Origin of the sequence: Rhodococcus rhodnii NBRC 100604, assembly GCF_001894925.1 — a bacterium.
Taxonomy (GTDB): Bacteria; Actinomycetota; Actinomycetes; order Mycobacteriales; family Mycobacteriaceae; genus Rhodococcus_F; species Rhodococcus_F rhodnii.
In genome coordinates this window covers 1-23,773 of sequence record NZ_BCXD01000008.1, presented here as the reverse complement: position 1 = coordinate 23,773, position 23,773 = coordinate 1, and the positions used below count along the sequence as shown (strand labels likewise).

Here is a 23,773-nt window from a genome sequence, read left to right as displayed (position 1 = left end):
GACGCCCCCGGTCAGGCTGTGGCGCGCCGCCGGACGACGCCCGCGATCGCGCGCCACCCGATCAGGAAGACCGCGAGGACGGTGCCGGCGACGAGCACGAAGCTCAGCGCGGTCCCCTGGCCCGAGACGACGCGCGCGAGCATGCCGACGACGAGCGTCGACAGCCACACGATGACGCCGGTGGGGAGAACGAGGAGCGGATCGAACTTGTCGCGGTAGAGCGCGATCACGGCGATCCAGCCGACGAGCAGACCGAGCAGAAAGGGCCATGCCGTCGTCGCGAGTCCGGCGAGCGCGTTGGCCTCACCGTGGCTGCGGCGGCCGACCGCGGCGAACACGATCACCAGGATCACGTCGGCGACGAGCGCGAGAGTCACCGCGCGCGGCGTCCGGGAAATAGTCACGGACTTCAGCGTAGAACCGCGCCGCCGCGCCGCGATTCGCGGCCCGTGAGACCCCGCGCACACGGAAGGGCACGGCCCGCGCGGCCGTGCCCTTCGCGCGCGAATCGGAGTTCGCGCTTCTCCTTCTCGAGGGGACTGTCGAGGGGAGACTCAGGACTGCAGAACTGCCTCGATCTCGAGGGTGATGGTGATCTTGTCGCCGACGACGGCTCCGCCGCCTTCGAGCGGCATCTCGATGCTGATGCCGAAGTCCTTGCGGTTGAGGACGGTCTTCGCCTCGAAACCCGCGACCGTGCCCTGGCCCATGCCCGGGTTCACGCCGTTGTACTCGAGCTCGAGCTCGACCGACTTGGTGACGCCGTGCAGCGTGAAATCGCCGACGAGGATGTAGTCGTCGCCGTCGCTGCGCAGGCCGGTCGACGTGAACGTCGCGGTCGGGAACTGCTCGCTGTCGAAGAAGTCGGCCGACTTGATGTGCCCGTCGCGCTGCTCGTTCTTGGTGTCGATCGAGTCGACGGCGATCTCGGCGGTGACGGTCGGCGTGCCGTCCTCGGCGACGGTGATCGCGCCCGAGAACTGGTCGAAGGTGCCCCGCACCTTGCTCACCACGAGGTGGCGCACGGAGAACGCGACAGCGGAGTGGACGGGGTCGATCGCCCAGGTGCCGGCGGTCAGGTTCGGAAGGGTGGTGACTGCAGTGGTCATCGGTCGCTCCTCGGCAAGTAGGGGGAAGGTTCGGTAACTGATTGAATTGTGAACCTCCGAGCCATTACAACAGGACCGCGGTCCGGATAGTCCCGACAGTGGCGGTGAGATGGATCACACGAAGGGGCTCGGCGGTGGCGTCAGACCGGGTCCGGATCGGGATCCGGAGCGACCCCGCTGCGACGACGCCGCGGAAACGGCGACGGACCCTGCCCGTACTCGCGATCGAGATGATCGTCGGCCAACTCGGAATCACCGACGTGCGGCGAGCGGAACAGCACCGCGAACACGAGCCATCCCACGAGCGCGATGAGCACGAAACTCACGATGCGATACACGAAGACGGCCGCCAGCGCGCCCGACGCAGTCGGGCCCGCCGCCGTCAGTGCCGCGATGAGCGCGCCGTCGACGAATCCCAGCCCGCCCGGTGCGAGCGGAATGCTCCCGACGGCCTTCGCCGCGGTGAACGCGATGAGCAGCCCGGCGAACGACGGCTCCGCACCCACCGCCCAGCACGCGAACCCCAGACACGCGAGATCGGCGACCCGATTGACGGCCGACCAGCCGAACGCCGCCGCGCCGTCGCGCCGTCGCAACTCGACGGCGTCGAGCTGCTCGAGAACGGCGCCCCACGTCTCCGATCCCGTCCCCGGCGGATTCGATCGCAGCCGATTCCAGCGCGCGAGCACGGCCTCGCCGATCGTGCGCATCGACTCCGGATTCCGCGAGATGTACCGCAGGGCCGAGAACAGCGCGATAGCCGCGACGAGCGTCAGGACCAGCGCGACGGGGCTGATCCGCGTCCCGAACGCGAGTGCACCCACCGCGCCGATCGCTGCGAGGCTCGCCGCCGCCATGACCCCTGACATCGCGAGCTGCCACGACGCGACCACGGGTGTCGCACCCCACCGCCGCGTCTGCTTGTACGTGAACGCCGTCGAGAAGACCTGCCCCGCCGGAAGCGTCAGCGTCATCGCCGTACCGGCGAGAATCACCGACGTCGACCTCCTCCGCCCGACCACGACGCCCCCGGCACCGAGCAGCCGCTGCTGCAACAGGCCGTACGCACCGAGCGAGACGAACTGCGCCACGACCGCCGCGCCCACCCACCCCCAGTGGATCTCGGTGAGTGCCCGCCACGACTCGTGGAGTGTCGGCCACAGATAGACCGCCTCGGCCGTCAGAATGCCGAGCAGAACCAGCGCCGCAGTGATTCGAAGCCACCTGCGCGGCCGAGACGAGTCGGACGCAGGCGAGGTCGAACGAGGCGGTGCCACCGGGCCAGCGTAACGAACGAGCCTCGCCCGGCAGCGACGGCGCGGCTACCATCCAGTCGGCACGTTGTCGGAGCAGGAGGAGCGGCGATGCGCACACGCCTGGCGGTGTCCGTCTGTGTCATCGCGCTGCTCGCCGCGGTCGGCACGATGCTCCTCGCCGTCGGTGCGATGGTCAGCGGCGGCGCCGCGATCGTGGCCGCGCTCGTCTGGCTCGGCGTCCTCTACCGCCGCGAGTCGTAGGTGCGCTACGGCACCGCGCGCTCGGCGCAGGAGCCGAACCGCAAGCCGTGACATCGACGCCAGTTACGAGAATCTCTCAAATTTGGTGATAGCGAATTCATGTTTCCTCAACTGTCCTTAACTGCGACGGTTGGGGGTAGAAAAAGAACGAGATGGATGAAGGAATAACCCATAATTCAAATGGTTCTCCACTTGTTTGCCTACCGGAAATTCTATCGCGAACTGCAAGATATCGAACCCCATTGACGCTTGCGTCCTTGGCGGTGGATTGCTAGCGTCGGAGGAGTGTGGTTTTGGGATGTGAGGATGCAAAATCCGCATGTAACACCGGTTATTCAACGCTGCATCCATTCCGAGTCAGGTGGCGTCGAATCTCGAGGAGGGCCAGCCCAAGGGGAGGCTGTGGACGCAAGCTCTTGAGATTGATCGTTCTGGTCTGCGGCGCCCAGGACCCACCAAACGGAATCTGGGGTTCTGGAGTAGTCGGCCAGGCGCAGCGGTCGGTAGCCCGCACCCATGTCTGTGCACACCCGAACAAGTCGTGGTCAGGCCGCTCGCACGAGCGGCAACTGGCCGATTTTGCCCGCCCGTAAGGTGGGACGGAGATTGGTCTCCGTCGAGAATCAGGAGGTAGGTTATGGCAGGCATCTTTCTCGGAGATTGGTTTCTGGTCGCTGACCCCGATCAGAATCTCGCTCAGGTGGAGGTAGAGATCATGAGTCTGATCGACCAGCTCTGAGCGATAGCATCCCCGCAGCCTAGAGCTGCGGGGATGCTCCATAAATCTAGGAGATTGTTGCCTTGCGTAGATTCGGCGAGCGAACACACTGTTTGGATTGCGCTGCAGCTAGCGCACGCCGTGCGGTGGAAGAATTCGGGCTTACTTCAGTTGTGGAGCGTATCGGAATCTGCGAGGACACGGCGGCGTGGCGATGTGACCTTTTCGCATCGGGCGCATACCCAAATTCCAGAGAGCGAATTGCTTTCGGTATGGGAAAGGGATCCTCAGCATCTGCTCGAGTCGGGGCAGTTTTCGAGGCGTTAGAGCATTACGTGTCTCGATCGTGTTCCGTTCCCGCGGAGACTGTTAAGTTGGCCAGCTCTAGTAGAGTCGCCAAAGAGGCCCTCGCCGGCGATCTCCTGGCGGATATTGTCGGTGAAGCCCCCGAGGGATTGATGGCTTGCGCCGAGTATCGGGCTGTCGCCCCGGCCGCGGATTACCGAGGCCCAATCGACGTTCCCTTGGGTTTGAGTAGCCCCTCATTTGTTGAGTCAGCAGACGCTCGGCAGAGCCTTGGGGACAGCTTCGACTACAGGCCCATCGCGCGCTACTGCACCAGTACAGGGTGGGCGGCGGGCGTGACAGTCGAAGATGCACTGCTGCATGCTCTTAATGAGCAGATTGAGCGACATCTCGTATCAGAATTCATTGCCGATCAGTTCCTGAGTTCAAAGCCGCAACCCATTAATTCGGTCGATCGTGAATCCGTGCCGGAATCGCTGAGGGGGAAATGGATTCAATCGGAATCAGTGATTGGGTCTCGAATCCACGTCATCCGTTGTGTCGGGTCGGTAGACTATCCGACATATATTGCGTATGCGCCTGGAGTGAGGCTACTTGATGACCGATTGAGAGGGGCTGGTTCATCGATCTCTCACGAACACGCAGTTGAACGCGCGCTTTCGGAAATAGCGCAATCAAAGTTTGCGATTGAAAGTGGGTCTATCGCCCGGAAAGGCTTAGAGTACTCAAAGAAGAGTGTTGGCGAGCCCGGTTCGAAGTTGCGAAGCGCAAGTGAATTCGATTTGGATAGTCGAATTGAGAATGTGCGTTCGCGGGAGTTCCCCGATAGTATCGGCTATTTCATTGATACTGTCGAGCAAGTCGCGGCTGCGGCGAGTGCGCTACTGGATGGAGGTTTGAAGTCTTATTATTCGGTCCGGTTCGAATCGCAAGACCTCGCAATCGTGAATGTTTTTATTCCTGGAGTTGAGCGGTTCCTTTTAATCCGGGATGGACACCTAGTGGTTCCGTCGCGAAAAACGATATCTCGGCTATAAGTTCTAGCTTCGATTCTTCTATCTCAGCGATGGACGAGCCGGCAATTCGCTTGCTCCCTGGGCTCGTACGAGCTAAATCGACAGATTCTAGTGGCGGGTTTGCCATCCTGTGAGATTTGCACTGGCATAGCGTGGGGAGGGCTCGGTCAGCTCTCGTGCCGAGGGAACTCGACGGGGAACGCCAGATGCGTGTCGCGGCGACGCCCCCGCAGCTTGACGCGATCCCCCAGCGCCCAGTGCCGCTGCTCGTCCTCGTCGGCGAAGTACAGCGCGCTCGTCGACGCGAGCACGCGGCTGGGCTGCAGCTTCGCGAGCTCCGTCAGCCGCGAGGCCTCGTTCACCGGATCACCGATGACCGTGTACTCGAACCGCTCGGCCGCGCCGATGTTGCCCGCGACGGCGAGCCCGGCCGACACGCCGATCCCGATGTCGAGACCCACGATGTCGTCGAGCGCGAACCGCAACTCGCGGGCCGCCGCGAGCGCCGCCGTCGGCGCGTCGGGACGATCGAGGGGCGCACCGAAGATCGCGAGCGCGGCGTCGCCCATGAACTTGTTGACGAACCCGTTGTGCCGATCGACGACGTCCACCACGACGCGGAAGAACTCGTTGAGCATCCCCACGACCTCGCCCGGCGGGCGTTCCGCCGCCGCACCCGTCGACCCCACCATGTCGACGAACAGCACCGCGACGAAGCGCGTCTCGCCGCCGAGTTCGGTGCCGAACTTGATCGCGCGGCGCGCGACGTCCTCACCCACGTGCTGGCCGAACAGCTCGCGCAGCAACCGCCGCTCGTCCGACTCGCGCATCATCCGGTTGAACCCGACCTGCAGCCGGCCGATCTCGCTGCCGTCGAACACCTCGACGCGCACGTCCGTCGCGCCTCGCTGCACGCGCTCGATCGCGCGGCGCAACTGCTTGATCGGATCCGAGATCTGGCTCGCCGTGAGCGTCGAGAGCAGCAGCGCGTCACCGATCGTGATGAGCGCGAGCAGCAGAATCGACCACGCGAGCGCGTCGGGCGAGAAGGCGAGATCCGTCGTGAGCTGCGTGACGCACAGCAGGATGATGCCGATCGCGGGCGTCAGCGTCCCGAGCCCCCACGTCATGCCCATCCGCGTGCCGACGCCCGGCGCCATCGTCCGATCGAACTCGCCCTCGCTGAGCGCCTGCGCCGCGAGCGGCCGCAGAATCCGTTCGCCCAGCATGTAGGTGAAGCCGAACACCGTCGTCGCGGCGAGGGCGACCGTCACCGTGATCGCGACCGCGAGCTCGGGCATCTCCTGGATCGTGAGCAGCGTGAAGATGATGCCGCCGCCGATCCACAACACCAGGTGGACGATCGCCTGCCGCAACGGAGCGTGCAGCGCCGACATCTGCTCGCTGCGCCGAGGCGCACCGCCGCGCAACTGCCAGCGAATCACCGACCGCAGCATCAGCGCCGCCGCCGACAGGCTCACGACGGCCGCGAACACGAGATACCCGCCGAACACCGCGGTGTTGCGCCACTGATCGGAGACGATCGCGAGCGACTCGGGGATCGGAAGGCCGTACCGGACGAACGCGAACACCATCACGGCGCCGACGAGATTGGCCCCCAGCATGGACCCCAGATACAGCGGCCATCGACTACGGAGCGTCACCGCAATCGCTCTGTACGACCTCTGCACGCCACAAATCTATCCGGAGATGCTCCCGCTCACTCCCGCGCGTACGAGGATTCGGTGCGCGCGTACCCGAATTCACTCCGGGCCGTCGCCGCTGTCGATACTCTCCGGACGTGAGGCCGAACCCGTCCGGCGGGCCCGATCGCGCGACGGACTGGCCGGCATCGACAGTCCACCCGGTGGTCCGCGTGTGGGCGGCGTGGACGTGGCGACTGCTGATCGTCGCCGCCGGAATCGCGCTCGTCGGGTGGCTCGCACTGCGATTCGACGCCGTCGTCATCCCCGTCGCCCTCGCTCTGCTGGCGTCGGCATTCCTGTCGCCCCTGGTCGGGCGGCTGCACCGCATCGGCATGCCGAGGGCGATCGCCGTCGTCCTCACCCTGCTCGCGGGTCTCGCCGTCCTCGGCGCCATCGTCACGTTCGTCGTCGAACAGTTCGTCGCAGGCTTCCCGCGGCTCGTCGCGGACGCCGAACAGACCGTCTCCGACCTGCAGGATCGTCTTCGCTCGGGCCGGCTTCCCTTCACCGAGGACCAGGTCCACTCCGCCGGCGACACCCTCGTGCACCAGCTGCAGGAACACCAGTCGCAGATCACCTCGGGCGCGCTGTCGACGGCCACGGCCCTCGGCGACGTGCTCGCGGGAGTCGCGCTCACCGTGTTCGTGACCATCTTCTTCCTCTACGGCGGCGCGCAGGTGTGGCACTACGTCACCAAGATCGTTCCCGAGGCGCATCGAGAGAAGGCGCGCGCGGCGGGCGTCGCCGGATTCGCGTCGCTCACCGGGTGGATGCGCGGAACGACCGCGGTCGCCGCGATCGACGCCCTCGCGTTCGTCCCGCTCGTCGGCGCGTTCGTCGCGGGCGGGCTTGCCGTGATCGTCGCCCTCGTCTCGAACGGCCCGCTCGCCGCCGCGATCGTGCTGGTCGCGATCGTCGCGATCGTCCAGCTCGAAGGGCACGTGCTGCAGCCGCTGCTCCTCGGCCGCGCCGTGCAGCTGCATCCGCTCGCCGTCGTCCTCTCGATCACGACGGGCATCGTCGTGCACGGCATCATCGGCGGCCTGCTCGCAGTGCCGCTCGTGTCCCTGCTCAACGCCTCGATCGCGTCGCTGCGGGCCGAGGAAGCGCGCGATCCTGACGAGCCCGCCGACGCCGGTGACGCACCGGCTGCCGCCGACGATGCGCCAGCGGCTGCCGACGAGCCCGAGGGCTGACTAGTCTGTTCACGTGGACGCACGGGAACTACGGGTATCGGACGCCGAACGCCAGCACGTGGGCAACCTGCTCCAGAAGGCCGTCGGTCAGGGGATGCTGTCGCTCGGCGAGTTCACCGAGCGCATGGACACCGCCCTCGCCGCCAAGACCCGCGCGGAGCTGAACTCCGTGCTCGTCGACCTCCCCGGCATCGCCCTCTCGCCCGAATACCTCGCCCAGCAGCAGGTGCCCATCACCGCACTGCCGGGATCGATGCCCCAGCAGCAGCATCCCCAGCAGCACCTGCAGCATCGTGCGCAGCACCACCCGCAGCCGACAGGCGACAGCGGAACGATCCGGGGCCGGATGTCCACCATCTCCCGCAGCGGCCGCTGGTCGGTGCCGGCCGCCTTCACCCTGGACACCAAGTTCTCGAGCATCACGCTCGACCTCACACGTGCCGTCATGAGCACGCAGGTCGTGCGCATCCACGTCCGTGACGTGTGCAGCTCGATCGCGCTGACGCTTCCGCCCGAGGCCACCGCCGACACCAACGGCGTCGAACCGACCGGATCGAGCATCACCAACCGCGTCGAGGCCGGCCCGCCGTACGGTCCGCTCCACGTCATCGTCACCGGCAAGATCTCGTTCGGCTCGCTCACCGTGAAGTACCCGTTCGGTGCGCGGATGCGCCGCATGCTCGGCACCTGATTCCCGGTCGGCGCTCGCGACGCACGAAGTGTGTCGGTGGGTGGTTGTAGTGTCGTATCTATGTTCGATTCGGGTGGGGGCGGCTCGGGAAACGAGCTGGTAGAGGTATCGGGACTGGTCGAGTCCAAACGCATGCTTGCGTGTGCGGAGTATCGGCAGATTCGGGCGATCGGCGGGTTCCATGCGGCGCGGGTGGCGGCGGAAGCGAACGGTCCCGTGGGTATTCCGGGTGAGTCGGCGGCGAACGAGGTTGCTCTCGCGTTGGGGATGAGCGAGGGTCGGGTGTGGTTCGCGATCACGCTGTGCGAGGACCTCGACACCCGGCTGCGACTCACCAATACCGCGTTCTCGGTGGGTGAGTTGGATCTGGCGCAGGTCCGCACGATCCACAACCTGCTGCAGAACCTGTCCGACGAGAAGGCCCGGATCGTGGAAGCTGCGTTGTTCGCTCGCGGGCCGATCGACCGGCTACCGCCTGCACGCTTGAGCGGGCGGCTCCGTCGTTTGGTGGCGCGGTACGACCGTGACGGGTTCGCGGAACGGTCGGCGCGGGCGAAGGGGGAGCGGTACATCTCGGTGAAGCAGTGCGACGACGGGATGGCGTTCCTGTCGGGCGAGCTGCCGTCACTGGATGCGGCCATGATCTGGAATCGGCTGAAGGAAATGGCGATCGGCGACGTCTGCGCGGGTGACGAGCGGTCGATGCCGCAGCGGCACGCGGACGCACTCGTAGCGCTTGCCGATGGGAGCGGGCGGCTCACGTGTGGGTGCGGGCGCAATGACTGCGCGACCGCCATTCCTGCCGCGGGCAAGCGGGGGCCGTTGGTGCAGATCGTCGTGAGCGACGGATCGGTGAGTGCTGGGGGCATGACTGCTGGATTCCTGCCCGGTGTCGGTCCGCTCGATCCAGAGACCGTGCGTGAGGCGGTCGCGCACTCCGCGACCCAGCGCATCCATGTCAGCGCCGTCGACCCGGTCGAGGCGGCTCCGGACATCGCGGGCCTGCGCTACCGCATCCCGCGTGCCCTCGCGGACCGCATCCGCGCACGTGACGGGGTGTGCCGCTTCCCGCAGTGCGCAGTCCCGGCAGCGTCGTGCGACATCGACCACACGACGCCGTTCGACCACGAACACCCCGACCAGGGTGGCAGGACCGAGGAAGCGAACCTCGCCTGCCTCTGCCGACGGCATCATCGCTGGAAAACCCAGGGCCGCATGGCCGTACAGCAACTCGGCGACGGGCTGCTGCGCTGGACCATGCCCGACGGCACCGTCTACGACACCGAACCCGATTCGCCCACCTTCTGGGCGGCGGGAGCGTGACGCACCGCTGCTGTGCTCAGTACCGGAAGCTCACCGGCGCAGCCGATCCGAGCAGATACGGCGCGAGGATCTGCGGGGACAGGTGCTCGAACCGGGCCGGGACGTCGGTGCGCTCGCCGCCGGCCGCATCCGGTGCCGCGTCGAGTCGCGCGAGACGCGAGCGTGCCGTCGCGTCGGTTCCGTTCTGGCTCGTCGTCGACGTCTCCGCCGACAGGAACGTCCCCTCCCGGGTGAACTCGATCCACGGGTCGACGATCGCGATCTCGGCGAGGTGGAACTTGGTGTACGCCACGGCAGTTCCAGCGTACCTGGCGATGCCGAGCCCCGTCTCGCCGTCGATGTCGGATGAGGCGAGCTCGAACGTCAGCCGTCCGTCGTCGGTGAGCGATGCGCCGTCCGACACGGCGAGGCCGCCCTGCAACTCGCCCTTCACGAGATCGGCGAAACCCGGGGCGAACGCCCACGTGAGATCCGCCGCAGGAGGCTGCGGCGTGTTCGGGCCCGGAGAGGGATCGAAATCGACAGGGACGAAATGCTCTTCGGCAGCATTGACGGCACCCGCGCCGGCATACGAGTAGACCCCGTACCGGGCGTCCTCGGCCGCACCGTCGATCTCCGCGACCTCGATCGTCGCCGTGAACGTTCCGTCGTCGCCGAACGGCACCCATTGCTGCCCGATCGTCCTGCGGAAATCGAACGGTGCGCTGGGCACGGCGTTCAGCGCATCCTCGTCCATCACCCACACCGTGTTGGAACGCTGCTCCACCCGAGCGGACGAAGGTGCGCCCTCCGACGGACGCCACTGCGGCGCGAACGCCCCGTACGTCACGAAGACGCCGTGCGGAACCCCCGGCGGCACGGGCAACGGGAGGCCGTCACGGTTCGCCTCCGGGTCGAAACCGTGGCCGCGGACCGTGATCGTGTCGCCGACCCGAACAGTCCCGCCGTCGGCGGGGGTGCCGTCGGCGAGAAACACCTCGATCGACGGGGCGACACCGGGCGGTGCGGGTTCGGCAGTCGCCAGCCCACTCGTCGTCGCGATCACCGACGCGGTCGCGACGACCACGACCCCGATTCCGATTCGCCGTGTCCGCATCGTGCGTCGCCTCCTCCACCGCTCACCGGAGTCGGTGCCGGTTCGCGGTGAGGGTAGCGCCGCGCCGAAGGCAGCAGGGCAGCTACGTCGTCACATGTGGCCGGCGAGACACCGTGCGACGACGGCGTCAGCGATCGCGACGCTTCTGGCGTGCGAGCAGTTCGCTCACACTCAGTGCATTGGGATCGTCCGCGTGGTGCCGACCGGCGACGTCGTCCGGATCGGGCGCGCTGCGCCGCCCGCCCGAACTCGGTGCGCCTGTGCTTCCGGAGCCGCCGTTCGCGGAGCCGTTGGCACGAGTGCTCTCCGATCCAGCGCCGCTCCGTCCTGCCCCGCTGCTCCGAGTGCCGGAGCTCTGAGAAGTGGTGCTCGGGACGCCGTTGCTCGGTGTCCCGTTGCCCTGAGTGCCACCGCTCGGAGTCCCGTTCCGGGGAGCACTCGAACCGCCCGCAGGCTGGGCACGACGTGGCTCGCCGGGAGAGGTGTGCGGCCCCGGCGACGTCGACCGCAGGTCCGCGAGCCAGCTCTCGATCGGCCGCGATTCGGTGGCCGGACCGCTGGGCCGCGCCGGCGGGGTGGTGGGACGACCGCCGCCCTGCGGGTCGCCGTCACCGGGAGCGCGTGACGGGCGACCCGTCGCCGAACGCCGCGCCTCCGTTGCCTCCCGCGACACACGCTCGTCCGGTGCCGCCGCCGAGCCCGACGCGAGCGGAATGGGCTCGGTGAGCGGGTCGGCGGGGCGCCGCGCCGTGGCGGTGGGGGTGGCCGCGGCGTTCGGGCCGGGCGGCGCTGCGACGGGCGTCAGCTGCGGGATGTCCTTCGACGACAGCTCGTCGTCGAGAATCGGTTCGGCGAGGCCGATCCGCTCCTGGATGCGCTGCATCCAGCGCGGCGCCCACCAGCAATCGTCGCCCAGCATCTTCATCACGGCGGGCACGAGGCCCATCCGGATGATGGTGGCGTCGATGAGCAGAGCCGCGATCATGCCGTACGCGATGTACTTCATCATCACGAGTTCGGAGAACGCGAACGCACCCGTGACCACGATCAGGATGAGCGCCGCCGCGGTGATGATGCGGCCGGTGTGGGCCGTGCCGACCCGCACCGCCTCCGCCGTGGAGGCGCCCTTCGCGCGCGCCTCCACCATCCGGGAGACGAGGAATACCTCGTAGTCGGTCGACAGGCCGTAGATGATCGCGATGATGAGCACGAGCACCGGCGACATGATCGGACCCGGCGTGAAGTTCAGCGCGTCGGCGCCGTGGCCGTCGACGAAGATCCACGTGAGGATGCCGAGTGTCGCGCCGAGCCCCAGCGCACTCATCAACGCGGCCTTGATCGGTAGCACGAGCGACCCGAACGTGAGGAACATCAGCACCGTCGTCAGCCCCACGACGATGAGGATCATGAGCGGCAGGTTGTCGAGCAGCGCCTGGATCGAGTCGTACTCGATCGCGGGAGTGCCGCCGACGAGCACCTGCACGCCGTCGGGGACATCGATCGACCGCAGATACTCGATCGTCGAATCCGAGTCGTTGCGGTTCTCGAGACCGGCCTTGAGGACGACGACGCCGTCCTGCGCCGCGCCTTCGGGGGAGAAGCGTTCGACGAGACCGGGTGCCTCGCTCGCGTCGCGGAGGATCTGGCCGAGTTCCTGATTGCTCGCGTCGGTCACGACGAGCTTGACCGGCTCCGTCCGCATCCCGGGGAACTGTTCGTCGAACGTCTCCTGCGCGACGCGGGTGTCGCTGCCGGGCGGCAGGTACGTCTCGTTTATGCCGCCGAACCGGATACCCGTCAGCGGCGTGATGAGCAGCAGCAGGCCGATGACGATCGGGATCGTCACCTTGAGCGGATTGCGCATCACCCACGCGGTGGTGCGCCCCCAGAAGCCGGCCTCGATCTCCTCGGAGGTCTTGTTCTGGCGGAGCCGCTCGAAGGTCAGCGCGTCGACGCGGCGCCCGATGATCGCGAGCAGCGCCGGCAGGATCGTGATCGACGCGATGGCCGCGAGGGTGACGGTCGCGATTGCGCCGTACGCGACCGACTTGAGGAAGCCCTGCGGGAAGATGAGCAGACCACCGAGGCTCGCGACGATCATCGTCGCAGAGAAGACGACGGTGCGGCCCGCCGTCATGACGGTGCGTCTGACCGCGGCATCGACCTCGTAGCCGTCGGCGAGCTCTTCTCGGAAACGACTGACGATGAACAGCCCGTAGTCGATCGCGAGACCGAGACCGATGAGCGAGACGACGGGAACCACGAACGAGTTCACCTCGGTGAACTCGGCGAACAGCCGCACGATGCCGTTCGCGGCGATGACGGTGAGACCACCGATGACCAGCGGCAACGCGGCCGCGACCACACCGCCGAACACGAAGAAGAGCAGCACACCGACCGCCGGGATCGCGAGGATCTCCATGCGCTTGATGTCCTCGGCCATCGTGTCGTTGAGGGCGCCCGCGACCGGCTGCAGGCCGGCCAGCTGGACGTCGAGTCCGTCGGCGTAGAACTCGTCCTTGACGTCGCGGAAGTTCTGCGTGATCTCGGTGTCGTTGTCGCCGGCGATGGCGATCGACTCGATGCCCCACCGGCCGTCGGGACTCGCGAACTGCGGGAACTGCGGCGCGTCACCGACCTCGAAGAAACCGCCGTTGGCCTGCAGGATCCGGTCGGGGTTCTCCTCGACGATCCGGGTGAGACTCGCCGACACTTCCGCCTGCCAGGCTGGGTCCTCGACCGTCGATCCCTCGGGCGCGCGATACATCGCGATGACGTCGCCCTGCGTGTCGCGACCGAACGTCCCGTCCGCGAGCTTGGCGGCCGCGACGGACTCGGAGCCCGGGTCGTCCCATCCGCTCTGGCTCAGGTGATCCTGCAACGAGAGCCCGTACACGGCCATCGCGAGCATGCCCGCGACCATGATACCGATGACGGTGAAACGGCCGCGAACGACGAGCCTTCCCCAGCTGGCGAACACCGATCAACTCCTATTCGGCACTCTTGCGGCCCACGAGCAGGGCGGAGAGCGGACGGAACGGCTGCAGCCAGGCGCCCTCGTCCGGCAGATTGTCGAGACTGATCCGCGGCAGCGGCTCGCGGAAGACACCCGGGATGTCCTCGAGGTCGACGAAGTCGATGAGATCCGACGACACCGCCCAGCTCGCGTGTTCGCGGAAGCCGAGCACCTGGACGGGCAGCCCCGTCTCGGCGAGCTCCTCGATCGGTTCGCGGAACGCCTGGCCGTCGGCCGACGCGACCATCACGGCCGCGAGCCCGTCGACCCGACGCTGCGCGATGTGATCGAGCATGTCGGAATCGACGTCGCTGTCCTCGTCGATCTTCGGCTTGGCGAAGACCGCGAAACCGACGTTGCGCAGGGCCTCGACCCACGGGCGCACGACGTCGGCGCTGCCGGACGCGATGTTGGTGAAGACGGTCGCCTCGGGCTCGAGGGCCTCGCCCGTCGCTGCCGAGATCTCGGCGGTGCGCGAGAGCAGCCACCGGCCGAGCGCGTCGAAACGCGGCCGGTACGCGGCGGTGGGCCTGCCACCGAGGATCGCGCCGAGCCCCATGTCGAGGTTCGGTGCGTCCCACACGAGCAGAACGCGCTTGGGGGCCTGCGGCGACGTCGTCGCGGGCGCGGTATCGAGTTCGGAGTGCTCGGTCACGCTCATGAGGGCTTGATCCAGATCATGTCGTTGATCTCCCGCCCCACGTCGTGGGCCTTGTTCTCGAACTTGGTGACGGGCCGCTGCACCGACACGGGAAGCTTCATTCCCGGATCGTGCCAGTCGAGCCGTCGCAACGCAGGTTCGGCGTCGCCCGTCTCCGAGATGTGCTCGGCGTACTCGGCGTGGTCGGTGGCGATGTGGAGCAGGCCGCCCGGCTTCAGCCGATCCGCGACGAGCGCGAACGTGCCCGACTGCAGCAGCCGCCGCTTGTGATGGCGGGCCTTGGGCCACGGGTCCGGGAAGTAGACGCGCACCGCGGTGAGGCTCTGCGGCGCCAGCATCTCCTCGAGGACGACGACGGCGTCGCCACGCAGGATCCGGATGTTGCCGAGCTCGGCGCGCTCGATCTGCTGCAGCAACTGCGCGATGCCGGGCCGGTAGACCTCGACGGCGAGCAGATCGAGTTCGGGCTCGGCCTGCGCCATCGCGGACGTCGCGGTGCCGGTGCCGCTGCCGATCTCGAGGACGAGGGGGGCGCTGCGGCCGAACCACGCGTCGGTGTCGAGGTGACGCGGCGCGTCGGTGTCGAGGTGACGCGGCGCGTCGGTGTCGAGGTGACGCTCCGGCGCTACCTCGGAGCCGAGCCGCTCCCACTGCCGGTCCCACGCTCCTTGCTGTGCGTCGGTGAGTGTGCCGCGCCGGGATCGGAAGCTGGTGACGCGCGGATACAGGTGCGAGCCGCGTCCGTCGCGGTCGCGTCCCCGCTGCCCGTTGCCGCTCGGAGAGCCGGGCCGATCGGCGCCGCTCACCCGACCGACGGTGTCGTGGTCTGCGTGGTTCACCGGACCATTGTCACGTATCAGCGTCGGTTCCGGCACACAGCGCTCGACCTCACATCGAGAGTTCAGGTTCGCGCACGCCGTCTGCCTGCGACGTTGTGTTCGAGCTGCGCGTTCACTGCGACCGGATTCTCAGCAATCTGACAGAATCCCCACCCGCGGGGAGGAGGAACGCATGGCAGAAGCACCTGTGCTGGGGTGGGCGATCGCCGCCGCGGGCGAGCGCGACGGCGCCGCTGCGAGCCAGTTGTCGGCGGCGGTGGCCGCGTTCCGCGCACCCGCCGTCGTCGAGGTCGCGGGCCGGGCCGGTGTCGGGCGCACGGGTGTCGCGGCGCTGCTCGACGCGAGGCTCCCGGAGGCGGACGTCCGAGACTCCGCCGCGATCGACGTCCCCGGGGCCGCGGACCCGGATCTGTGCGGCGACGTCGTCGTGTACGTCGTCGCGGGATCGGTGCGGCGCGCCGACCGTGACACCCTCGCCCGGCTCGATCCCGCCCGCACCCTCCTCGTCCTGGCCAAGGCAGACCTGGCTGCGTCCTGGTACGACGCAGCGCAGACCGCAGACGCAGCCGGGGCCGAGTACGGGATCCCCGCCGCCGCGATGACGACGATCGGCGCGGACGACACCGCGTCGGGACGTGCGGGCGTCGTCGCACTCGCACGGCAGCGGGTCGAGTTCGCGCTGGCGGCACGCGGCGACGCGCTCGTCGCCCGGGTCGAGGAGATCGCGGCGCGCTCACCCGCGGCCCGCGACGTGCTCGAGGACTGGCTGCTCGGCGACGACGCCGCGGAGATCGCCGCCGCGGCGGCGGTCGCGACGGTCGCGCACCTCCCACTGCCGCAGAGCGCGGACCCGCTCGACCGCGCCCGCGCCTGGGCGTGGCACCGCGATCGCGCCGCCACCGCACGCGACCGCCGTGCGCTCGACGCCCTCGTCGCGGTCGAACTGCGGCGCTGGGACCCGGCCCCGGACGGGGGCGTCCGTGACCGATGACACCGTGAGCGAGGCCTGGGAGGTCCTCGCTCGATGGAATCCGCGTGCGGCCCGGCGACTCGGCGGCGGACCGGTGCGGGTGAGAGTCGCCGGGCCCGTGGGCACCGAGGGCGTTGCCGACGCGCTCGGCCGGGCGGGCATCGAGATCGCCGGCCGGTCAGATGCTGCCCGGCCCGGTACGGGCTCATTCGATCCTGCGCTGCCCGGCCCGGTGGACGCCGTCGTGTTCGTGCTCGACGTCGCGTCGGTGCTCGGGCGCGAAGAACTCGCCCTGCTCGACGCGGTGGCCCGCGACCGCGTGCCCGTCGTGTTCGTGATGCCCGGAGCCGACCCCGACGGGCGCTGGCGCGCGATCGCCGATCGCGACTCGGCGCTCCTCGCGGCACACGGTGTGGTCGAGCCCGCCGTCTCGCCGCTCGATGCGCACCCTGGTCCCGGCGCGTGGCTCGATGCCGTCGTGGACCGTATCGGCGCCGTTACGGGCGCCGCTCCCTCGATCGACGTCGCCTTCACCGACACGCGGACCATCGTCGCGACGACGCTCGCCCATCTGCGGGACGGCGATCTCGCCACCGACGTACGCGAACGCCGCCGTGCGCTCGTCGCCGAGCGTGACGGCGCGCGCCGGGAGCAGGCGACGTCGATGCGCAGCCGCGTCCAGCTGACGAAGGTCGCGCTGCTCCACGACGTCGGCGTGCGGGCCCGCGGTCTCGCGGCCGACGCGCGCACCGTCGTCGACCGCGCCGGCCGCCGTGAGCTCGCGGACTTCCCCGTCCGGTGGCGGCAGACCACGGCCGCGGCGTCGGCGACGGTGGACCGGCTCGTCGACGACCGGCTCGCCGCCGTCGCGGCGGAGTTCGGGACGACGCTGCCGCCGTCACCGCCCACCGCCCGCGTCGACGTGGGCGAACCCACGCGGCGCCATCGCGGCGTCGAGGACACGATGACCGTCGTCGTCGGCGCGTCCGCGGGCTTCGGCCTCGGCAGGTGGGTCGTCGCACCGCTCGCTGCGCCCGGCGGCGAGCTCGTGACGGCCCTCGCGATCGTCGTGCTGGGCGGCGTCGTCGCACTGCTCCTCTCGCGTGCCCGCGGCCTGGCGGCCGACCGCGGGCACGTCCGGTCGTGGGTGGTCGACGTGAGCGGGCAGCTGCGCGCCGACTGGGAGCAGCTCGTCCTCGCGCGGGTGCTCGTCGTCGAGGCCGCGCTCGGCGAGCATCTCGAATCGGCGCATCGCGCGTCGTCGGCGCGGCTGGACACCGAGTTGGCCGACCTCGACGCTCGGCTGCGGCGGTCCGGCGCCGAACGGTCGGGGAAGGTCGCCGCGTGCCGTCGCGATCTCGCGACGCTCGACGCCGCGATCGCGGCGCACTCGGCCGTGGTGCACGGCACGATCGAGGCGTAAACTGCGAATTCGCCCGCGCATCGCGTGTTCTCGAGAGGAGTCGCCGTGGTTGCCGAAGACCCCACGACGTCCGTGTCGGGAGTCGACCTCGACGTCGAACTCGACGCCCGCTCGTTCGGCCCCGAGTCCGGGTCCGTCGCTCTCACGAGCCTCACCCACGACCTCGACGGCGACGGGATCTTCGACACATACGTGCGTGCGGACGGCGACGGAACCGTGATCGCCACCGACCTCGACGGCGACGGCGACGCGGACCGCGTCACCTTCCTCGACGCGTCGGGGGAGTACGACGCCTGGGAGTTCCGGGTCGACGACGACGGAAACCCCACGTGGGACCGCATCGACGACGGGCTGCTCGGCGACTCGTGAGGCCCACGCCACTCGGGTGACGCCCCGGCCCCGCGCGGCGGCGGAATGCGCGGCGGGTCGCGTGGAGTTAACAGAAATGCATCGGATCGATACAGTGACCGATCCGACGGCACCCGGTTGTCGCGGCGACGACTTCGCGGGTTAACCTCTATGAACAGGACACCCGGCGCCCGGTTTCCCGACTGGCAGCAGTGCCGAGCGGCGAACCCGGCTCGACCCCTACCGGCAGGGGGTATCGGTTGCCTATGGCGTCCGCCGAGGCGGGTGGCATCGGGCACGCGATTCCGGCTCACCCCAGGAGAGTTTGATGACCTCAGCGACCATCCCCGGTCTCAACGGAACCGACGGCACTCCCCCCACCGAGCACAGCGAACTGCTGGCATGGGTGCGCGAGGTGGCTGAGCTCACCCAGCCCGACCGCGTCGTCTGGGCGGACGGTTCGAACGAGGAATGGGATCGGCTGACGTCCCAGCTCGTCGAGGCGGGGACGTTCACGAAGCTGAACGAGGACAAGAAACCGAACTCGTTCCTCGCGACGTCCGACCCCACCGATGTCGCGCGTGTCGAATCCCGCACGTACATCTGTACCGAGACCGAAGCCGGCGCAGGGCCCACCAACAATTGGATGGACCCGGCCGAGATGAAGTCGATCATGACCGAGCTCTACCGAGGCAGCATGCGCGGCCGCACGATGTTCGTCGTGCCGTTCTGCATGGGCCCGCTCGGTGCCGAGGACCCGAAGCTCGGCGTCGAGATCACCGACTCCGAGTACGTCGTCGTGTCGATGAAGATCATGACCCGCATGGGCTCGGCCGCTCTCGAGAAGCTCGGGACCGATCGCCCGTTCGTCCGTGCACTGCATTCGGTCGGTGCCCCGCTGGAGGCCGGCCAGCAGGACGTCGCGTGGCCGTGCAACGACACGAAGTACATCACCCACTTCCCCGAGACCCGTGAGATCTGGAGCTTCGGCTCGGGCTACGGCGGCAACGCCCTGCTCGGCAAGAAGTGCTACTCGCTGCGTATCGCGTCGGCCATGGCCCACGACGAGGGCTGGCTCGCGGAGCACATGCTGATCCTCAAGCTCATCTCGCCCGAGGACAAGGCCTACTACATCGCGGCGGCGTTCCCGTCTGCCTGTGGCAAGACGAACCTCGCGATGATCCAGCCGACCATCCCGGGCTGGCGCGCCGAGACCCTCGGCGACGACATCGCCTGGATGCGGTTCGGCAAGGACGGCCGTCTGTACGCGGTGAACCCCGAGTTCGGCTTCTTCGGCGTCGCGCCGGGCACGAACCACGGCTCGAACCCCAACGCGATGAAGACGATGGAGGCCGGCAACTCCATCTACACGAACGTCGCGCTCACCGACGACGGCGACGTGTGGTGGGAGGGCCTCGAGGGCAAGCCCGAGCACCTCATCGACTGGAAGGGCAACGACTGGACGCCCGAGTCGGGCGAGAAGGCCGCGCACCCCAACTCGCGGTACACGACTCCGATGTCGCAGTGCCCGATCCTCGCCCCCGAGTGGGACGACCCGCAGGGTGTACCGATCTCGGCGATCCTCTTCGGTGGCCGCCGCAAGACGACCGTCCCGCTCGTCGCGGAGTCGTTCGACTGGCAGCACGGCACGTTCCTCGGTGCGACGCTGTCGTCCGAGCAGACGGCCGCGGCCGAGGGCAAGGTCGGCGACGTGCGCCGCGATCCCATGGCGATGCTTCCGTTCATCGGCTACAACGCCGGCGAGTACATCGAGCACTGGATCGAGCTCGGCAAGAACGCCGACGCCGGCAAGCTGCCCAAGATCTTCTACGTCAACTGGTTCCGCCGTGGTGAGGACGGCCGCTTCCTGTGGCCCGGCTTCGGCGAGAACTCGCGCGTGCTCGAGTGGATCATCGACCGCGTCGAGCACAAGGCGGGTGCGCAGACGACCCCGATCGGTTACGTCCCGACCGCCGAGGATCTCGACCTCGCGGGTCTCGACGTCGAGAAGTCGGACGTCGACGAGGCGCTCACCGTGAACGCCGAGGAGTGGAAGAAGGAACTTCCCGGTATCGAGGAGTGGCTCGCCTTCCTCGGTGACCGCGTTCCGTCCGCGATCTCCGACGAGTTCCAGGCGCTGAAGCAGCGCCTGGGCTGAGTCGCCGGCTTCCGAATCCCCCGAACATCGTTCGGGGGATTCGGTGTGTCAGGGGTCCGGCGGTTCAGGGGTCTCGCGGGTGAGCAGGGCTGCACCCGCCAGGCTCGCATCGCCACCGAGTGCCGCGGGCACGACGCGGAGGTCGCGGACGAACGACAGCTGCGCGTGTTCGGTGACGGTCGTCGTCATCGCGTCCCACAGCGGCGGGCCGGCCTGGGCGAATCCACCGCCGACCACGACGAGGTCGAGGTCGGCGAGTGCCGCGACCGACGCGAACGCTTCGCCGAGCGCGCGTCCGGCGCGCACGAGCGCGTCGCGCGCCGGGCCGTCGCCGGCGGCCGCGTCGCGGGCGAGTTCGACCCCCGTCGTCCCCTGCCAGCCGTGTGCCCGCGCCCAGCGCACGCTCGACGGCCCGCTCGCGACGGTCTCGAGGCAGCCGTGGCCGCCACACGTGCACGGGTCGGCCGCTCCGTGGACGATCGTGTGCCCGATGTGCCCCGCATTGCCGGTACGGCCGGTGAGCAGCTCACCGCCCACGACCAGGCCGCCGCCGATCCCGGTCGAGACCACGACGGCGAGCAGATTCGCCACGCCGGCGCCCGCGCCGAGGCGATGCTCGGCGAGTGCCGTCGCGGCGCCGTCCATCTCGAGCGCGACACGGGCGCCCGGGAGCAGTGCGGCGACGTGCGCGACGAGCGGGAAGCCGACCGACCACTCGGGGATGTTGACGGGTGCGACGAGCCGGGTGCCGGCGTCGACGGGCCCCGCACACGAGATCCCGACGGCCGTGACGGGACGCCCGGCGCCGACCTCGCGGAGGAGCGCTGCGCACGCTTCCCACACCCCCGTTGCGGGCGTCGAGACGCGAGCGCCGTCCCGGAGCCGGCCTCGGACGTCGACCTCCGCCGCCGCGATCTTGGTGCCGCCGACGTCGAGAGCGAGGGCGATGCCCTGCCGCGTCACCGCTTCCGCAGGACGAGCACGAGGTTGCTCACGAGCGCTTCCCGCACCACCGGGATGTTCACCGTCCACCATGCCCATCGTGGGTGATACCGCGGGAACGCGGCGAGGAGTTCCCCGTTTTCGGTCGCGCGCGCCCACTGCAGGCCGTGCGAGCCCCTGATCGGGAACAGCGAACGGCCGAACCGGTTCTTCGGCTCGTGTCCCGTCTCGCGCCGGTACCGCCGCGCCGCGTACTCGCCGCCGAGGTAGTGCCACGGCCCGGTCTCGTGGCCGCCGAACGGCCCGAACCACAGCGTGTACGAGAGCACGACGAGCCCGCCCGGCCGCGTCACGCGCAGCATCTCCTCGCCCATTCGCCACGGATCGGCGACGTGCTCGGCGACGTTCGACGACAGGCACACGTCGACGGAGTTCGTGCGGATCGGGAGCGCCAGCCCGGACCCGCGGATCGACCCGCCCACCGACAGTCCCGCGGCGTGCATCTCCGACGGGTCGGGTTCGACGGGCACGTAGCGCGCACCCCGTGCGGCGAAGGCGTCGGCGAAGTAGCCCGGGCCGCCGCCGACGTCGAGGACGACGGTCCCGCCGAGGTCGCGGCCGGTGTCGGCGCGGTGCAGATCGTCGACCAGTTCGGCGGTGTCGCGCGCGATCGCGCCGTAGAAGAGGTCGGGGTCGGTCTGTTCGTGCTCGAAGGAGCCGAGCAGGCGCAGCGACCGGCTGAGGGTCGCGCGCTCGGCGAACAGGCGGGTAACGGGGGACGCGCTCACGCTGATGAACGATAACGAGCGCACCGTTGTCGCGGTGCCCTCGGTACCGACAGCGAGGGTGCTGACCGCGATCGCGGCGAGCGCTACTGTTGAAGTGTCGATCGTTGCCCGCTGAGGAGTTCTGGCCGTGGGAGTTCTGGTACGTGCGTGAGGTTCTGCTGCTGTGCTGGCGCGACTCGGGGCATCCCCAGGGTGGCGGTAGTGAGCGCTATCTGGAGCAGGTCGGCGCGCAGCTCGCCGTCCGCGGTGTCGCGGTGACGCTGCGCACCGCGCGGTACCGCGGTGCGCGCCGCAGCGAGTACGTCGGTGGTGTCCGGGTCAGCCGTGGTGGCGGCCGTTTCGGCGTGTATCCGCGTGCGCTCGCCGCGATCGCGGCAGGCAGGCTCGGCTTCGGGCCGCTGCGCGGAATCCGTCCCGACGCCGTGATCGACACCCAGAACGGTATTCCCTTCTTCGCGCGGCTCGTCAGCGGCGCGCCGGTGACCGTCCTGGTGCACCACTGCCATCGTGAGCAGTGGCCCGTCGCGGGCGCTCTCGTCGGCCGTATCGGCTGGTGGGTCGAGTCGTGGCTGTCGCCGCGGCTGCATCGCAGCAGCCAGTACCTCACGGTGTCACTGCCGTCGGCCGACGAACTCGTCGATCTCGGAGTCGACCGCGAACGCATCGCCGTCGTCCGCAACGGCGTCGATCCCGTCCCGGACGGCGTGACCACGCACCGCCGCTCCGAGCCCACGGTGAGCGTTCTCTCGCGGCTCGTCCCGCACAAGCAGATCGAGGACGCGCTCGACGCCGTCGCCGAGCTGCGCCCGCGCATCGAGGGGCTGCGGCTCGACGTCATCGGCGGCGGCTGGTGGGAGGACAACCTCCGCGAGCGCGCCGCCGAGCTCGGCATCGACGACGTCGTCCGCTTCCACGGCCACGTCGACGAGCAGCGCAAGCACGAGCTCCTCGCACGCTCGTGGGTGCACGTCATGCCGTCCCGCAAAGAGGGATGGGGGCTCGCCGTCGTCGAGGCGGCGCAGCACGGCGTCCCGACGATCGGCTACCGCAGTTCGCGCGGGCTCACCGACTCGATCGTCGACGGCGTGACCGGCGTGCTCGTCGGTGATCTCGACGCCGGCCCCGACGACGTCGCGGGCCTCACCACTGCCCTCGAGTCGCTGCTCACCGACCGCGAGTCGCGCGAGATGCTCGGCGCGAAGGCACGGGTACGGGCGCGGGAGTTCTCGTGGGAGCAGACGGCCGAGGGCGTCCGCACCGTCCTGGAGCGGACGACGGCACGCGGGTTCGTCTCGGGTCTCGTGTCAGCGGCGCTGCCGCGGCCGCACGCCCCTGTGCCGGACCGCTCCGTGCAGTCCCGCTCTGGGCAGGACGGTGCCACGGAGAACCGAGGCCCCGAGGACCGCTGCCCCGGCGAGACCCGTCACGAGCCACACGCCGTGCGCGGCGAGGACGATCGCACGATCACGTGAGCTCGCCGCGGTGTCCGTGACGTCGCCGGGTACGCGGACGAGCGTGAGCTCGGACCCCCGGAACACGTCCTCGTAGCCCGCCTCGCGCAGCTCGTCCGGGGTTCGCGTCGGCCCCGGCGTGCCGTGTTCGACGAGCACCCACCGCACGCCGAGATCGGCGAGGACGCCGGCCGGGGCACCGGCGAGCAGGGCGTCCTCGATCTCCCCGGCGCGCCCGCCCTCCCCGGCGACGGTGCCGCCGGACACCACCAGTTCGCCGGTCTGCGGGACGTCGGCCGGCAGCATCCGCGGTGCGGGATCGAGCGACGGGCGGCCGTCCCACACCCGGAACATGCCCGCAGGCAGGACGGCGACGTCGCCGGGACCGTCGTCGACATGGGCGACAACGGTCCGCCACTCCGGTGAGTACGTCACGGGCCGCAGGGCGCCCGAGACGCCCCACGCGAGGCCCGGAAGCGCCACCAGAAGGGCGAGCGCG

At 69.1% G+C, this 23,773-nt stretch carries 19 protein-coding genes and 2 pseudogenes; 10 read left to right on the top strand and 11 right to left on the bottom strand.

The window, feature by feature from the left end; translation table 11 throughout:
• Positions 1-11: 11 nt before the first annotated feature.
• From RR1_RS07550 to RR1_RS07540, 3 genes are all read right to left on the bottom strand, one after another.
• Positions 12-404 (bottom strand): DUF3054 domain-containing protein, encoded by a 393-nt coding sequence (locus RR1_RS07550; protein WP_371836779.1) that lies wholly within the window; start codon positions 402-404, stop codon positions 12-14.
• Between the two features lie 150 nt (positions 405-554).
• Positions 555-1,109, bottom strand: a complete 555-nt coding sequence (locus RR1_RS07545) for a YceI family protein (RefSeq protein WP_010838377.1) — start codon at positions 1,107-1,109, stop codon at positions 555-557.
• Positions 1,110-1,249: 140 nt separating this feature from the next.
• A complete protein-coding gene (locus RR1_RS07540; protein ID WP_010838378.1) occupies positions 1,250-2,386 on the bottom strand; it encodes a lysylphosphatidylglycerol synthase transmembrane domain-containing protein in 1,137 nt (378 codons plus the stop codon).
• Positions 2,387-2,473: 87 nt separating this feature from the next.
• On the opposite strand from RR1_RS07540, the gene RR1_RS22275 reads away from it, so the two are divergent.
• Together RR1_RS22275 and RR1_RS07535 are read left to right on the top strand one after the other, a co-directional pair.
• Positions 2,474-2,626: a hypothetical protein gene (locus RR1_RS22275; RefSeq protein WP_010838379.1), complete on the top strand. Its 153-nt coding sequence runs from the start codon at positions 2,474-2,476 to the stop codon at positions 2,624-2,626.
• A gap of 990 nt (positions 2,627-3,616) precedes the next feature.
• On the top strand, positions 3,617-4,687 hold the full coding sequence (locus RR1_RS07535) for a YcaO-like family protein (RefSeq protein ID WP_071990739.1): 1,071 nt from the start codon (positions 3,617-3,619) through the stop codon (positions 4,685-4,687).
• A gap of 146 nt (positions 4,688-4,833) precedes the next feature.
• Here the strand turns inward: RR1_RS07535 and RR1_RS07530 are convergent, their stop codons facing one another.
• Positions 4,834-6,300 carry an adenylate/guanylate cyclase domain-containing protein gene (locus RR1_RS07530; protein WP_040773382.1) on the bottom strand — a complete coding sequence of 489 codons (1,467 nt, stop codon included), beginning with the start codon at positions 6,298-6,300 and terminating at the stop codon, positions 4,834-4,836.
• Between the two features lie 233 nt (positions 6,301-6,533).
• On the opposite strand from RR1_RS07530, the gene RR1_RS07525 reads away from it, so the two are divergent.
• The 3 genes from RR1_RS07525 to RR1_RS07515 are packed head-to-tail and all read left to right on the top strand — an operon-like array spanning position 6,534 to position 9,582.
• Positions 6,534-7,568, top strand: a complete 1,035-nt coding sequence (locus tag RR1_RS07525) for an AI-2E family transporter (protein ID WP_010838383.1) — start codon at positions 6,534-6,536, stop codon at positions 7,566-7,568.
• 13 nt (positions 7,569-7,581) lie between these two features.
• Positions 7,582-8,259 (top strand): DUF1707 SHOCT-like domain-containing protein, encoded by a 678-nt coding sequence (locus tag RR1_RS07520; protein ID WP_010838384.1) that lies wholly within the window; start codon positions 7,582-7,584, stop codon positions 8,257-8,259.
• Between the two features lie 60 nt (positions 8,260-8,319).
• The gene (locus RR1_RS07515; protein WP_010838385.1) at positions 8,320-9,582 is read left to right on the top strand and encodes an HNH endonuclease signature motif containing protein; all 1,263 of its coding nucleotides are present in this window, start codon (positions 8,320-8,322) and stop codon (positions 9,580-9,582) included.
• A gap of 16 nt (positions 9,583-9,598) precedes the next feature.
• Here RR1_RS07515 and RR1_RS07510 read toward each other — a convergent pair whose 3' ends face one another.
• From RR1_RS07510 to trmB, 4 genes are all read right to left on the bottom strand, one after another.
• Positions 9,599-10,678 carry an HtaA domain-containing protein gene (locus RR1_RS07510; protein ID WP_010838386.1) on the bottom strand — a complete coding sequence of 360 codons (1,080 nt, stop codon included), beginning with the start codon at positions 10,676-10,678 and terminating at the stop codon, positions 9,599-9,601.
• Positions 10,679-10,805: 127 nt separating this feature from the next.
• Entirely contained in the window at positions 10,806-13,658 is a 2,853-nt protein-coding gene (locus RR1_RS07505) for an MMPL family transporter (RefSeq protein ID WP_040773363.1), read from the bottom strand.
• A gap of 10 nt (positions 13,659-13,668) precedes the next feature.
• Positions 13,669-14,355, bottom strand: coding sequence for an NYN domain-containing protein (locus tag RR1_RS07500; protein ID WP_010838388.1), 687 nt, complete (start codon positions 14,353-14,355; stop codon positions 13,669-13,671).
• Positions 14,352-15,230 carry a tRNA (guanosine(46)-N7)-methyltransferase TrmB gene (trmB, locus tag RR1_RS07495; protein WP_143153758.1) on the bottom strand — a complete coding sequence of 293 codons (879 nt, stop codon included), beginning with the start codon at positions 15,228-15,230 and terminating at the stop codon, positions 14,352-14,354. Before trmB ends, RR1_RS07500 begins: the two co-directional genes overlap by 4 nt.
• A 136-nt stretch (positions 15,231-15,366) precedes the next feature.
• On the opposite strand from trmB, the gene RR1_RS07490 reads away from it, so the two are divergent.
• The 4 genes from RR1_RS07490 to RR1_RS07475 all read left to right on the top strand — a co-directional run bounded on the left by RR1_RS07490 (position 15,367) and on the right by RR1_RS07475 (position 20,093).
• Positions 15,367-16,185 carry a hypothetical protein gene (locus RR1_RS07490; protein WP_010838391.1) on the top strand — a complete coding sequence of 273 codons (819 nt, stop codon included), beginning with the start codon at positions 15,367-15,369 and terminating at the stop codon, positions 16,183-16,185.
• Positions 16,175-17,587: a hypothetical protein gene (locus tag RR1_RS07485; protein WP_010838392.1), complete on the top strand. Its 1,413-nt coding sequence runs from the start codon at positions 16,175-16,177 to the stop codon at positions 17,585-17,587. Before RR1_RS07490 ends, RR1_RS07485 begins: the two co-directional genes overlap by 11 nt.
• 45 nt (positions 17,588-17,632) lie before the next feature.
• Positions 17,633-17,956, top strand: a complete 324-nt coding sequence (locus tag RR1_RS07480; RefSeq protein ID WP_051111172.1) for a DUF6802 family protein — start codon at positions 17,633-17,635, stop codon at positions 17,954-17,956.
• A 307-nt stretch (positions 17,957-18,263) separates the two neighbouring features.
• Complete coding sequence (locus tag RR1_RS07475) at positions 18,264-20,093, top strand: phosphoenolpyruvate carboxykinase (GTP) (RefSeq protein WP_010838394.1); 1,830 nt, start codon at positions 18,264-18,266, stop codon at positions 20,091-20,093.
• Positions 20,094-20,141: 48 nt separating this feature from the next.
• On the opposite strand, the gene RR1_RS07470 is transcribed toward RR1_RS07475, so the two are convergent.
• Positions 20,142-21,056, bottom strand: coding sequence for an ROK family protein (locus RR1_RS07470; RefSeq protein ID WP_010838395.1), 915 nt, complete (start codon positions 21,054-21,056; stop codon positions 20,142-20,144).
• Entirely contained in the window at positions 21,053-21,823 is a 771-nt protein-coding gene (locus RR1_RS07465; RefSeq protein ID WP_010838396.1) for a class I SAM-dependent methyltransferase, read from the bottom strand. Before RR1_RS07465 ends, RR1_RS07470 begins: the two co-directional genes overlap by 4 nt.
• Positions 21,824-21,966: 143 nt before the next feature.
• On the opposite strand from RR1_RS07465, the pseudogene RR1_RS07460 reads away from it, so the two are divergent.
• A pseudogene (locus tag RR1_RS07460) lies at positions 21,967-23,148 on the top strand (glycosyltransferase family 4 protein); the annotation flags it as partial.
• On the opposite strand, the pseudogene RR1_RS23035 reads toward RR1_RS07460, so the two are convergent.
• A pseudogene (locus RR1_RS23035) lies at positions 23,128-23,773 on the bottom strand (hypothetical protein); the annotation flags it as partial. The pseudogenes RR1_RS07460 and RR1_RS23035 sit on opposite strands and share 21 nt — an antisense overlap.